At 62.3% G+C, this 12,871-nt stretch carries 10 protein-coding genes; all 10 read left to right on the top strand.

Annotated elements, in window-relative coordinates; translation table 11 throughout:
- The first annotated feature begins 184 nt into the window (after window positions 1-184).
- The 10 genes from OLZ32_RS23880 (at window position 185) to OLZ32_RS23925 (ending at window position 12,494) form a co-directional block, all read left to right on the top strand.
- Window positions 185-2,110, top strand: a complete 1,926-nt coding sequence (locus OLZ32_RS23880; protein ID WP_264423131.1) for an ABC transporter substrate-binding protein — start codon at window positions 185-187, stop codon at window positions 2,108-2,110.
- A 102-nt stretch (window positions 2,111-2,212) separates the two neighbouring features.
- Window positions 2,213-3,199, top strand: a complete 987-nt coding sequence (locus OLZ32_RS23885) for an ABC transporter permease (RefSeq protein ID WP_003538641.1) — start codon at window positions 2,213-2,215, stop codon at window positions 3,197-3,199.
- 12 nt (window positions 3,200-3,211) lie between these two features.
- Window positions 3,212-4,345, top strand: a complete 1,134-nt coding sequence (locus OLZ32_RS23890; RefSeq protein WP_003538640.1) for an ABC transporter permease — start codon at window positions 3,212-3,214, stop codon at window positions 4,343-4,345.
- Window positions 4,335-5,384 (top strand): ABC transporter ATP-binding protein, encoded by a 1,050-nt coding sequence (locus OLZ32_RS23895; RefSeq protein WP_264423135.1) that lies wholly within the window; start codon window positions 4,335-4,337, stop codon window positions 5,382-5,384. Before OLZ32_RS23890 ends, OLZ32_RS23895 begins: the two co-directional genes overlap by 11 nt.
- Entirely contained in the window at window positions 5,384-6,442 is a 1,059-nt protein-coding gene (locus OLZ32_RS23900; RefSeq protein WP_319641134.1) for an ABC transporter ATP-binding protein, read from the top strand. The genes OLZ32_RS23895 and OLZ32_RS23900 overlap by 1 nt, the downstream gene beginning before the upstream one ends.
- A complete protein-coding gene (locus OLZ32_RS23905) occupies window positions 6,442-7,275 on the top strand; it encodes a 5-deoxy-glucuronate isomerase (protein WP_003538637.1) in 834 nt (277 codons plus the stop codon). Before OLZ32_RS23900 ends, OLZ32_RS23905 begins: the two co-directional genes overlap by 1 nt.
- Window positions 7,276-7,341: 66 nt before the next feature.
- Window positions 7,342-9,207 (top strand): GH39 family glycosyl hydrolase, encoded by a 1,866-nt coding sequence (locus tag OLZ32_RS23910; protein ID WP_264423138.1) that lies wholly within the window; start codon window positions 7,342-7,344, stop codon window positions 9,205-9,207.
- 29 nt (window positions 9,208-9,236) lie between these two features.
- Complete coding sequence (locus OLZ32_RS23915) at window positions 9,237-10,055, top strand: sugar phosphate isomerase/epimerase family protein (protein ID WP_264423140.1); 819 nt, start codon at window positions 9,237-9,239, stop codon at window positions 10,053-10,055.
- A gap of 4 nt (window positions 10,056-10,059) precedes the next feature.
- Entirely contained in the window at window positions 10,060-11,076 is a 1,017-nt protein-coding gene (locus tag OLZ32_RS23920; protein WP_264423142.1) for a hydroxyacid dehydrogenase, read from the top strand.
- Window positions 11,073-12,494, top strand: coding sequence for an enolase-like domain-containing protein (locus OLZ32_RS23925; protein ID WP_003538633.1), 1,422 nt, complete (start codon window positions 11,073-11,075; stop codon window positions 12,492-12,494). The genes OLZ32_RS23920 and OLZ32_RS23925 overlap by 4 nt, the downstream gene beginning before the upstream one ends.
- Window positions 12,495-12,871: the final 377 nt, after the last annotated feature.

Consider the following 12,871-nt stretch of genomic DNA (forward strand, 5'->3'; position numbering starts at 1 on the left):
CTCTTTAGGATGGGCAAGAAGTTACGATAACGATAACTAACATAATTTCCAGGAAAGCCAAGGCTGATGAAGCCAGGCATAAGGTTTTGAGAATCTCTTTGACAAGATTTAACGGTAACGATAACGTTAGAGAAAGAGGAGAATACGTTAACGATAACCTAGAGAAAAATATTGGGAGGAAAGAATGCAACACGTCAGAATCTTAAGGCGGCAGGTTGTCTCGACCGTTGTCGCGGCGATCCTCATGGGTGCCGGCTGGGCCGGTGTCGCATTCGGCTTCGAGGAGTCGCCGGAACTGAAGGCGCTCGTCGATGCCGGCAAGCTGCCGCCGGTCGAAAAGCGGCTGCCCAAGGAGCCGCTGGTGCTCACTCCGCTTGAATCGGTCGGTACCTATGGCGGCACCTGGCGCACCGCCACCTTTGGCGGTGGCGACAGCGAGATCGAACGTTCGATCGGCTATACGAGACTGGTCCGCTGGAATCCGGAATGGACCGAAGTGATCCCCGATCTCGCCAAGAGCGTCGAGGTCAATGCCGATGCCACCGAATATACGTTCACCTTGCGGGAAGGCACGCGCTGGTCGGATGGCGAGCCCTTTACCGCGGACGATCTGGTGTGGTGGAACGAGAACGTGCTGCGCAACACCAAGATCACCCCTGCCGCACCCAACTGGCTGACCGCGGGCGGAGAGACCGTCAAGGTCGAAAAGCTCGCCGACGACAAGGTCGTCTTCAAGTTCGCCGCGCCGAACGGCCTGTTCCTGATGAACATGGCCACCGTGCGCGGCTCCGATATTTTAGCGGCCTCACCGGCGCACTACCTCAAGCAATTCCACAAGGATTTCAATCCCGACGGTATCGACGCCCTGGTGAAGGCAGCCGGCGCAACCGACTGGGTCCAGCTCTTCAACAACAAGATCGGGTTTCCCGGCCGCTGGCGCGATCTCGGCCGTCCGACGCTCGATGCCTGGGTGTTGACCGCGCCTTATAACGGCACCACCCAGGTCGTCGCCGAACGCAATCCATATTATGCCAAGGTGGATACCGCAGGAAACCAGCTGCCTTACTTCGATCGCATCACCATCGATGTGATGCAGGATACCCAGGCCATCATCCTGAAGGCGATCAGCGGCGAAATCGACATGCAGAACCGCTTCATCGAGACGACGGACGCCCGTACGGTGATCGTGCAGAACCAGGAGAAAGGCGGCTACGGCCTGTTCATCGCCCGGCCGGCGTGGTCGAACGCCCTGCTCATCACCCTCAACCAGACCCACAAGAATCCGGCCTTGCGCGCTGTCTTTTCCAATAAGGACTTCCGCATCGGCCTCAGCTACGCCATCAACCGCGAAGAGCTCAACCAGCTGATCTATGCCGGACAGGCCAAGCCTTATCAGGCAGCACCGCGTGAAGGCACTGCGCTCTACGACGAGAAGATGGCGACGCAGTATCTGGAGTATGATGTCGATCTCGCCAATCAGTATCTCGACAAGGCCGGCCTGACCAAACATGACGCCGAAGGCTATCGCCTCGGTCAGGATGGCAAGCGGATTACCTTTGCGATCGACGCCTTGACCGGAAGCCCGATCCAGGTGGACGCCCTCGAGATGATCCAGCGCTACTGGCGGGCTGTCGGCATCGACATGCAGCCCCGCCCGGCCGAACGTTCGCTGATTTTCTCCCGCCTGCAGAACAATGAGAATGACGGCCTTGGATGGGTCGGCGGCGGTGGCTACGACTTCCTCGGCCTGCTCGATCCCAAATGGTACTTCCCGCATGAATACGAATCGAGCTTCGCGACGGCCTGGGGCCTCTATTACCAGAATCCTAAAGATCCGAACGCGCAGGAACCGAGCCCCGCTGCCAAGAAGCAGATGGATCTCTACCGGCAGGTGAAGGAAGCGCCGACGCTCGAAAAGCAGTTGGCCGCGATGAAGGAGCTGCTGGCGATCACCCGCGACGAATTCTACGTCATCGGCACCAACCTGGAGCCGGACCGCGTCGGCATCGTCAAAACCAATATGCGCAATGTCCCGAAGGTCATTCCCAGCACGTCGTTCTACATGACGCCGGGACCGGCAAAGCCCGAAACCTTCTACTACCAGCAATAACGGAACGCGACCGACAGGGATGGCGTCCACGGGCGCCACCCCATCGACACCAGCCCAGTCCCAATCATCCGATCGGCGATTGCCGATTGAAGGAGCTTGACCATGGCCGGCTTCATCATCAGACGTCTGCTTTACATGATCCCGATGATGTTCGCGATCTCCGTCGTGACCTTCATCATCATCCAGCTGCCGCCCGGCGACTTCCTGACCGCGATGACGGCGCGTCTCGCCTCCCAGAACGAAACGATCGATCCCGGCGTCATCGCCGGCCTGCGTGAACGTTATGGCCTCGATCAGCCCTGGGCGATCCAATACTGGAAATGGATCAGCGGCATCCTGCTGCGCGGCGATTTCGGCCAGTCCCTCGATTGGAACAAGCCGGTCAGCGAGCTGATCTGGGCCCGCATGGGCCTGACGATGGTGGTCTCGGTCACCACACTGCTCTTCGTCTGGGCGGTGGCCTTTCCGATCGGCATCTATTCGGCCGTGCGGCAATATTCGGTCGGAGATTACGTCGCCACCTTCTTCGGCTTCCTCGGGCTTGCCATCCCGAACTTCCTGCTGGCGCTGGTGCTGATGTATGTTTCGGCCCAGTATTTCGGCCAAAGCACCGGCGGGCTGTTTTCGCCCGCCTATATCAATGCGGTCTGGAGCTGGGCCAAGCTCGGCGATCTCATGTCGCATATGTGGATCCCGGTCGTCGTTCTCGGCACCGGCGCCACCGCAGCGCTAATCCGGATCATGCGCGCCAACCTGCTCGACGAGCTCAACAAGCCCTATGTCGACATGGCCCGCGCCCGGGGCTTGAGCGAAATCCGGCTGTTGTTGAAATATCCGGTGCGGGTAGCACTCAACCCGTTCGTCTCGACCGTCGGCTGGGTGCTGCCGCACCTCGTCTCCGGCTCGGTGGTGGTCTCCATCGTTCTCAGCCTGCCGATCACCGGGCCACTGCTGCTCAATGCCCTCTTTGCCCAGGACATGTATCTGGCCGGCACATTCATCCTGCTGATGAGCATGCTGACGCTGATCGGCACGCTGATCTCGGACCTGCTGCTCGCCTGGCTCGATCCACGCATTCGCAACGGCTGAAGGACGAGACCAATGACCGATCAAGCCATCGCGCTACAGCCTGAACTGATCCAGAATTCCGACGCGGTCGCCGGGCAATGGAAGCTCATCTGGCGGCGCTTCCGTCGCCATCGCCTGGCGCTGGCGGCCGGCGTCGTCATCTTTTTGATCTACCTGGTCGCCCTGTTTGCCGAGGTTCTCGCCCCGGTTTCGTCGCAGACCTACGATTCCCGCTATACCTATGCGCCGCCGCAGCAGATCAAGTTTGCCGGCTACGACGCGGCCGGGCAGTTTCATCCGCTTTACGTCAACGGTTATTCGATGAAGGTTGACCCGATCGCGCTCAGCCGCAATTACGTGGCCGATCCGGCCGTCGTCATCCCTCTCGGCTTCTTCGTCAAGGGCGAACCCTACCGGCTTTGGGGGCTGTTCGATTTCGACCGGCACCTGATCGGCCCGATCGAGATGGGCAAACCATTCTACCTGTTCGGCGCCGATCGCCTCGGTCGCGACGTCTTCAGCCGAACGGTCCACGGCACGCGCGTTTCGATGTCCGTCGGGCTGATCGGGGTCGCAATCAGCCTCATCCTCGGCATCATCCTGGGCGGTATTTCGGGGCTCTACGGCGGCTGGGTGGACGATGTGATCCAGCGCTCCATCGAACTCATCAACTCTATCCCGACCATCCCGCTGTGGATGGGCCTTGCGGCTGCCGTCCCGATTAGCGCCGATCCGATCCTGGTCTATCTCTGGATCACGATCATCCTGTCGCTGATCGGCTGGACCGACCTGGCGCGGGTGGTGCGCGGCCGCTTCCTGTCGCTGAAGACGGAAGACTTCGTCATCGCCGCCCGTCTCGACGGCTGTTCGCAGATGCGCATCATCTGGCGGCACATGGTTCCGTCCTTCATGAGCCACATCATCGCCTCGGTGACGCTCGCCATCCCGACGATGATCCTAGCAGAAACCGCGCTCTCCTTCCTCGGCATCGGCCTGCGTCCGCCGGTGGTGAGTTGGGGCGTGTTGCTTCAGGAGGCGCAGAACATTCTCGCCGTCTCGAGCGCGCCCTGGCTGTTTCTTCCGGGCCTCGCGGTGATCGTCACCGTGCTCGCCCTTAATTTCCTCGGTGATGGATTACGCGATGCTGCAGATCCCTATGAATACTGATCCCAATTTTGCCGCAGCCGGCGGCCGGCACGGGGATCGAGACCCGCTGATCGAGGTCGATGATCTCAGGACCCATTTCTTCGGGGGGGCGGGCACCATCAAGGCGGTCGACGGCGTCTCCTTTTCCATCCCGCGTGGCAAGACGGTCTGCGTCGTCGGCGAATCCGGTTCGGGCAAGAGCATCACCGGCCGCTCGATCCTCAACCAGGTTCCCAGGGGAGGGCGGATCGTCTCGGGTGCAATCCGCTACCGGCCGGATCCCGCAGCACCCTTCGTCAACCTGGCGGCGCTCGATCCACGCGGCCACGACATGCGGGCGATCCGCGGTGCCCAGATCGGCCTGATCAGCCAGGAGCCGATGGCGGCACTTTCCCCCGTCCATACGATCGGCAACCAGATGGTCGAAGTGATCCGCCTGCATCTGAAGATGGGAAAAAAGGAAGCGCGCGAACATGCCATCGAGACATTGGCTCTGGTCGGCATCCCCCGGCCGGCCGAACGTATGGAAAATTATGCCTTCCAGTTTTCCGGCGGCATGCGCCAGCGCGTCTGCATCGCCTTGGCGCTCGCCTGCCGCCCCAAGCTGCTGATCGCCGACGAGCCGACGACGGCGCTCGATGTGACCACCCAGGCCAATATCCTCGATCTGCTCGCCTCGCTGCAGGCCGAATTCGGGCTCTCGGTGCTGTTCGTGACCCATGATCTCGGCGTCGTGGCCGAAATCGCCGACGAGGTCGTCGTCATGTATGTCGGCCGGGTCGTGGAGGCAGGCGATGTCGACACGATCTTCCACGCACCTGTTCATCCCTACACCAAGGCGCTGCTGCAATCGGTGCCGCGCATGCATGGGCAACCCACCGAACGGCTGGCGATCATCGACGGCATGGTGCCCTCGCGGTTCAACCGGCCCCCAGGCTGCAGCTTTCATCCCCGATGCAAAGAGGCAAGGGCGGGCCTGTGCGACCAAAAGGATCCGCTGCCGGTCACCATCGGCGACGGGCATGTCGCCAGCTGTCTGCTTTACGAAGGAAGACAATGATGGCCGATCCCATGACCCAACCAAACCCGCTGCTCGAACTGAACGATCTCAGGATGCATTTCCCCATTCGCAGGGGCGCATTCCGGCGTGTGGTCGGACACGTCAAGGCAGTCGACGGCGTTTCGCTTCGTGTCGCGGATGGCGAAACACTCGGCATCGTCGGGGAATCCGGCTGCGGCAAGTCCACGCTCGCCCGCACGGTGCTGCGCATCTATCAGCCGACAAGCGGCGAAATCCGTTATCGCAATCGCAGCGGCGGCACGGTCGATCTCGCAGCGTTGTCGGGTTCTGCCCTCGACGAAATCCATCGCGACCTGCGCATTGTGTTTCAGGACCCGCAATCCTCGCTCAATCCGCGCCTTCCCGTCATCGACATCATCGGCGAGGTGCTTGGTGTCAACGGCATCGCCAAGGGCCGGGAGCTCGAGCACCGGGTCGCTGACCTCATGCAGAGCGTCGGGCTGCGGCCCGAATACATGCACCGCTATCCCCATGCGTTTTCCGGCGGCGAGCGCCAGCGCATCGGCATCGCCCGGGCGCTGGCCTCCAATCCGCGTCTGGTGATCGCCGATGAGGCCGTTTCGGCGCTTGATGTCAGCGTGCAGGCACAAACCATCAACCTGCTGCAGGATCTGCAGGAACAGTTCGGCCTGACCTATCTCTTCGTCGCTCACGACCTCTCGGTCGTCCGGCACATCTCGGACAATATCGCCGTCATGTATGTCGGCCGGGTCGTCGAAAAGGCGCCGACGGAGCAGATCTTTTCGCGCCCGCTCCATCCCTACACGGAAGCGCTGCTCTCGGCGGTGCCGATCGCCGATCCGCGGATGCGCCGCCACGGCCAGCGCATCCGGCTGGCGGGCGACGTTGCCGATCCCGCCCATCCGCCGCCCGGCTGCGCATTTCATCCGCGTTGCCGCTACGCCACCGAGCTTTGCAAGCAGGAAGTGCCGGTCTTACGCACCGTCACCGCCGATGGGCACGCAGTGGCCTGTCACTACGCCGAATCCCTGACGCTTAATCCCTTTGCCGACCATATCGTTCCGGAGTTCAATTGATGCCAGAATTCATTCCACGCTCCGAGCAGCGTCCCATTGTGGATACCTCCTCCACGACGCTCGATCTCATCTACTTCGATCTCGTCACGCTCGCCTCCAACGAGCAGGACATCCGGCGGCTGCCCGCGCACGAAAGCCTCTACGTCGTGCTGTCGGGTCAGGTGGATATCGAGGTGGATGGCATCATGTTCGAAGCGGTGGGCCGGCGAGCCGATATCTGGGGAGGCGATGCGGACTCGGTTTACGCGCCCGTCGGCGCCAATGTCCGGATATCGGCTCGTGGCGCGGCGGCGGAAGTCGCCATCGCCGGCGGCCTCTGCGACACGCGCTACGCCCCGTTTCGCATCACGCCGGATGCGGTCGATGCGGTCAATGTCGGTTCGTCGGACACGCATAGCCAGCGGCGGATCGTCCATCTGCTCGGCCAACGGCAGAACGGGCGCTGCGGCAACCTGCTGGTGAGTGAACTCTATGCCGGTGAGGGCTGCTGGTCCGGCTATCCCCCCCACAAACACGATACGGAAGACGGCGATGTCGAGACCCGGCACGAAGAACTGTATCACTACCGCTTCCAGCCCGAGACCGGTTTCGGCAGCCAGATCACCTATGACGAAGACGGTCCGGTCAAGATCCTCATGACCCGCAACGGCGACACTGTCCTGGTCGACCGGGGTTACCACCCGACGGTCACCTCGCCGGGGCACCGGGGCTATATCTTCACCATTCTTGTCGGCAAGCACCGCCGGGGGCTGATCCAGCGCTTCGATCCCGCCCATCAGCATCTGACCAAAACCATCCCCGGCATCGATGCGATGCGCGACAAGTTCAAATAATCCGGCTCCTGGCCTCGTGCGCCGGCATTGCAGCGCACTGCCAACTCTGCCCAAGGAGAGACGACCATGCGTGAACGTACGCGAATAAACGTTGATGCCAGTGAAGCGGTGCGTCCGTTCAACCGGTTCTGGCGCGGCACCGGCTTTTCGCCCGCCGAGCTGCTGCTCGAGCCCGAGATGCGCCAGATGCTTGCCTATATCGGCGGCCTGCCGAACGAGGGCATCCGGTTCCTGCGGGTGCATTATCTCTACAATCTGCTGAGCGCGAAGGGAGAGGCCGGCTACGACTGGTCGCTGCTCGACCGCGCGGTCGACGTGATGATCGAACACCGGCTGAAGCCGTTCTTCGAGCTGATGGGTAACCCGTCGGGCCTATTCACCGATTATGAGGACATGGATCAGGTCAAGCGCTGGCGGGATCTCGTAACAGCGACGGCCGATCGCTATGGCGCGCGTTACGGCATGGACGAATTGCGCTCATGGTATTTCGAAACGACGAACGAGGCCGACTCCGGCTGGTGGACCTACGGGATCAAGGGTTACACCAACTACTACGACGCCTGCGTCGCCGGCCTCGATGCCGTCGATCCCAGCTTGCCGATGGGCGGACCCGGCACAGCCCGCACGCTCTCGCCGATCTTTCGCGCCCTCATGGCCCATTGCGACAGCGGAACGAGCTGCCTCAGCGGTGACGGCCCGCCGCGCCTCGATTACATCTCGATCCACGAAAAGGGCGTCAACGGCAGCAAGGAAGACCTGACCCCGAAAACCAACGGTATCGTCGACCGCACTTTGCTCGTCGTCGACTATCTCAAGGAGCATCACCCGCGCCTGGCGGGCCTGCCGATCATCAATGATGAATGCGATCCGCAGCTCGGCTGGAGCGATCACCATAGCTGGCATGGCAAGGCCTATTATGCCGGGATCATCGCCCGCATCATCGAACAGCACGACCGGCGCATCATCGCCCCGAAAGCGGCGAATTTCACCTTTCTCAGCAATGACCACGCCTTTATCGGCGGCTGGAGCCAGCGCACGATCTTTGCCTATTTCGGTTCGCGCAATTTCACCAAGGCGCAGTGGGAGCACAAGACCAATCTGGATATGCTGGTCACGGATGTCGACAGCGCGCCGCCCTTCGACATCATCAAGAAGCCCGGCCTCACATCGATGGAACTGCTGGCAACGCTTGGCGATACCGTTTGCAAGGTGACGGCCGAACCGCCGCTTGCTCCCGACCAGGATGGCCTGGCGATCCTGCCGACGCGGCTGCCCGGTGGCGGTGTTTCCATCAGCCTCATCCATAGCGTCGATGCCATCAGCCGCTCGGGCCGGACCGCCGTCCGTCTCGAGGTGAACGGGTTGGTTCCCGGCCGCCACGCGCTTTGCCTGCTGCGCATCGACGAGGAATTCACCAATCCGATGGAGGTCTGGGAAGCCCAGCGCGACGAAAGCAACCCGCGTGGGCTCTTCGAACCGGTCGGCGCACCGCTCGCACCGACCGAAGCGCAGTTTGTCGAAATGCGCCGGGCGCAGGAGCCCGCCCTGCTGCATCCGATCAGCGTCGTCGACTGCGATGACGGCCGGATCAGTGTCGACCTCGATGTGCCATTGCCGTCGCTGACGCAGGTGCTTGTCGTTCCCGATATCGGCGCGCCCCCGGCGGCACCTGCCGGCCTTGTCGTCGAACGCTACCTCGGTCTTGGCGGTCGGGAGGAGCGTATGCTGTTTTGGGCTGCCGGCGATGCCGGGCCGGCCATCTTCTACGATGTGCTGATCAGCACGGATGGGGGGACTTTTGAAAAGGTCAGTCCGGCGCCGCTGATCTCGACGGCATTCCTGCACATGTCGCCGCCGCAGGGCGTGCGGTATGCGGTGCAGGCTCGCGATGCATTCGGTCGCCGCAGCGAGCTTTGTCTCTCGCGCTCGTGAACAGCGCCTTTCCGTCTGGGATATAATCCATGGATATCGCCTATTTCACCAAGACCCTCGAAGGTCTGCCGCTAGCGACGGCGGCCAAGATCACAGCCGGTTTGGGGTTCGACTGTGCCGATCTGCTTATTCGCGATGGCCATGCCGTTTCCCCTGACAGGCCGGAGGGGATCGTCAATGCGGTAAAGTTCTTTGCCGCAGCCGGTGTTCGCACCCCGATGGCGACCATCGATTCCACCCGGCCCGACGATGCCGCATCTCGGCTGCTCGGTTGTTGCGGCGAGGCCGGCATCGGGCAGATCAGGCTTGGCTTCTGGCGCTACGACCCGTCGCGGCGCTGGCAGGTCCAGGTCGATGAGGCGCGGCGGGATCTCGACGGCTTCGAGGGCCTGGCCGAGCGCTTCGGCATCAAGCTGACCATCCAGCTTCACGGCGGGACCCTGCACAGTTCGGGCGCGCTCGCCGTGCAATTGCTGGCCGGGCGCAATCCGATCCGGATCGGCGCCTATCCCGATCCGGCCAATCAGATCATTCGGGAGGGAAGCGAGGACTGGCGTTTGACACTCGACATTCTCGATCCGTGGTTCTGCTGCATGGGCGTCAAGAACAGCGGTTGGTCGCCCGGCGCTTACGGATCCCATGGCCAGCGCGCCTGGCATTCCGAATGGTATGGGCTCGACGAAGGCATGGTGCCCTGGAACGAAATCGTCCCGCATCTGGTAACCACCGGATTTGCCGGCGTGCTCTCGATGCATTCCCAGTATCGCGTGTCCCGAGAGCAGGCGCTCGACAAGGTCCGCGCCGATCTTGCCCATCTCAGGCGCCTGGTCGCCGCAGCGAAAGAGTAGAACCATGAACGAACAGGCTCCCGTTATCGCCGTATTGCTGACCGAAAAAACCCGCCGGATGATGCTGGACGATGCGGCGATTGCCCAGTTGAACGCCCTTGGCGAGGTGCGTTGGCCGACCGGTGCCGCAATCGACGCCACCGATGTCGACCAGCTGCTGCACGGCGCTGTCGCGTGCCTCACCGGATGGGGCACGCCGCCCTTCGATCCCGCCGCGCGCCAGCGCCATCCGCAACTCGCCCTCGTCGCCCATTCGGCAGGCAGCGTCCGCACACTCGTTCCCGCCCGTCTGTTCGACGATGGTATTCGCGTCACCCATGCCGCTTCGAAAATTGCCGCCTCGGTTGCCGAGTTCGTCGTCGCCGAAGCGCTGCTCGCCATGCGCGGCATTCATCGGCTGCATCATCAATTGCGCAACGGCGGCGAATGGCTCGACGTCCGCGCGGCCGTGCCGCAGAAATTGCTGGGCGCCAGAACGGTTGGCATCATCGGCGCGGGCTATGTGGGCCGGGCGGTCATGCGCCTTCTCGTTCCCTTCGGCTGCCGCGTACTGGTTGTCGATCCCTTTCTCCACGATAGCGAGGCTGCGGCACTCGGCGTTTTCAGAGCCGGGCTGAACGATATGCTGGCCCAGGCAGACGTGATCTCTCTGCATGCGCCCGTCCTGCCCGAAACGCGCCGCATGATCGGCGCCCCCGAACTGGCGCTGATGCGCCCCGGTACGCTGTTCATCAACACGGCGCGCGCGGAGCTGGTCGAGGAGGCGGCGCTGCTCGCCGAGATCCGCTCCGGCCGTATCGAAGCGGCTCTTGATGTCTTCGATAACGAGCCGCTGCCTCAGGACAGTCCCTTTCGCGACCCTGCACTGGCCAATGTCACCATTTCGCCGCATGCTGCCGGCCACACAAACGAGGCGCATCTCGCCCAGGGGCAGGCCATGGTGGACGAGATCGGCCGGCTGCTTCGCCGGGAACCGCTCCAGCACGAAGTGTCGCGCGCCATGCTCGACCGGATGGCATGATCGTGGACAGAAACATTGGAGGCTCCGTGACGGCGCCGCGAATCAGAGTGATCGAGATCGACGCTTTCGAGCGCGATATCAGGCTGCGCCTGCCGTTCCGCTTTGGTGCGGCTACCCTCGAAAAGGCGCCGCAAGCCTTCCTCAGGGTCCGCGTCGAGGATGAAGAGGGACGAACCGCCCTTGGTGCGGCCGCCGAGATGATGGTGCCGAAATGGTTCGACAAGAACCCGGTGCTGACGCCGGCGCAGAATGTCGATCAGTTGCGCACCTCGATCCGTACCGCCGCGGCTGCTTCGCTCGAACCGTCTGCGCCGACGACGTTGTTTGCCGCTGCCCAACGGAACGAGGCGGAAACCGTAAGACGGCTGCCAGGAAATTCATTGGCCGCCTGTTTCGGCCCTTCGCTCATCGCCCGCGCCGCGCTCGATGCCTATTGCCGCCTTGCCGGCATTTCCTTCTTCGAGGCGGTGCGGGGCAATCTCGTCGGCATCGGTGGCCCCATGCTGCCCGACGATATCGACGTGGATGCAGCGTTTGCGGTGCTTTCCAATCTTCGTCCTGCCGGTGCCATCTCGGCCCGGCATACGATCGGGCTTGTCGATCCCATCAGCGAGGGCGATGTCGTCCATCCCGTCGGTGACGGCCTGCCGGAAAGCCTCGAGGCGGTGATAACACGCTATGGCAACCGCTGGTTCAAGATCAAGCTTTCGGGCACGATCGATGCCGATATCGACCGTCTGACGCGGATCGCCGCCGTGCTGGACCGCCTGCCCGACTATCGGGTGACGGTCGACGGCAACGAACAGTTTGGCGCCCCCGAACAGCTTGCCGCCTTGCTGGCGCAAATCGAGGCGACGCCTCGGCTGGCGAGGTTGCGTGCGGCCATTGCCTTTGTCGAACAGCCGTTCTCGCGGGCGATCACCATGGAGACGCCGCTGGGGGATCTCGCGGCGCAATTGCCCTTCCTGATCGATGAGAGCGACGACGGCGACGGCGCCTTCGCCGGCGCCAGGCGGCTCGGCTATACCGGCGTCTCCTCGAAAACCTGCAAGGGCATCTACCGTTCGCTCATGAAGGCGATCCGCATCAGAACCCGAACCGTGCCGGGACTGTTCCTCTCGGGCGAGGATCTGACCTGCCAGGCTGGGCTTGCGGTGCAGCAGGATCTGGCGCTGGTCTCGCTGCTCGGTCTCTCCCATGTCGAACGCAACGGTCATCACTATGTGGCCGGCATGCAGGGGGCGTCGCAAGCGGAGAAGGCGCGCTTTGCCGCGGCCCATCCCGATCTCTACGAGCAGGGTGGTAACGGACCGCTGCTGTCGATCCGCAACGGACGGATCGCCATCGCTTCGCTCGGCGCGGTCGGCTACGCGAGCGGCGCCTTGCCCGATTTCGAAGCCATGACGCCAATGTCATGACACCCGACAATGTTCAGCATGAGATAGGGCGTGCTGCCCTGTTGAACTGTTCGATTTGTCCGGCAAACGCGCCCTGATCACTCGGAGCTTCAATCACCCCGTTCCTCCAATTGAAATGTCTTCTAAGAGAGCATGACGCTCTATTCGAACGTTTTCTGCGCGGCCTGATTGGATCCCGGGACTTAAGCAAGCAGCAATTGAGATATAATTCTTTGAATCAAGCTTCAGCAACCACCGCCAAATCTCGGCAAATATGACTTTCCGCTCCGCGAAGCGGCATTGCAGAATATTTCGATGTGCCTTGGACAAACGACACTCCGGATTGAACTGAGGTCGAACTCTAATAGCTGTGCGGATGTTAAGCGCGGTTAAGGAAG

The organism is Rhizobium acaciae, from assembly GCF_025941625.1.
Taxonomy (GTDB): Bacteria; Pseudomonadota; Alphaproteobacteria; order Rhizobiales; family Rhizobiaceae; genus Rhizobium; species Rhizobium acaciae.